The 305-nt window shown below is 48.9% G+C and carries 1 protein-coding gene; it reads left to right on the plus strand.

The features are described from left to right. Positions 1-305 (plus strand): beta-eliminating lyase-related protein (locus CWB99_RS23720; RefSeq protein WP_249332102.1); only part of this gene is annotated, 305 nt, incomplete at both ends.

Genomic DNA, 305 nt, shown 5'->3' on the forward strand with positions numbered 1-305 from the left:
CTACTTAGCCAAAGCACGTCATTTTGTAAATGAGCACTCGTTAGCTCTGCACTTAGATGGCGCACGTGCGTTTAATGCAGCGGTTGAATTAAACGTTGATATTACAGATATTACCCAGCACTTTGACTCGGTTTCAATTTGCTTATCAAAAGGGCTAGGTGCTCCCGTTGGCTCGCTATTACTAGGCACAAAGGCGCTTATCACAAAAGCACGGCGCTGGAGAAAAGTACTCGGTGGTGGCATGCGCCAAGCCGGAATGCTGGCAGCCGCGGGGCAATACGCACTTGAAAATAACGTCTCTCGCT

Origin of the sequence: Pseudoalteromonas rubra (genome assembly GCF_005887095.1) — a bacterium.
In the GTDB taxonomy this organism is placed as follows: Bacteria; Pseudomonadota; Gammaproteobacteria; order Enterobacterales; family Alteromonadaceae; genus Pseudoalteromonas; species Pseudoalteromonas rubra_E.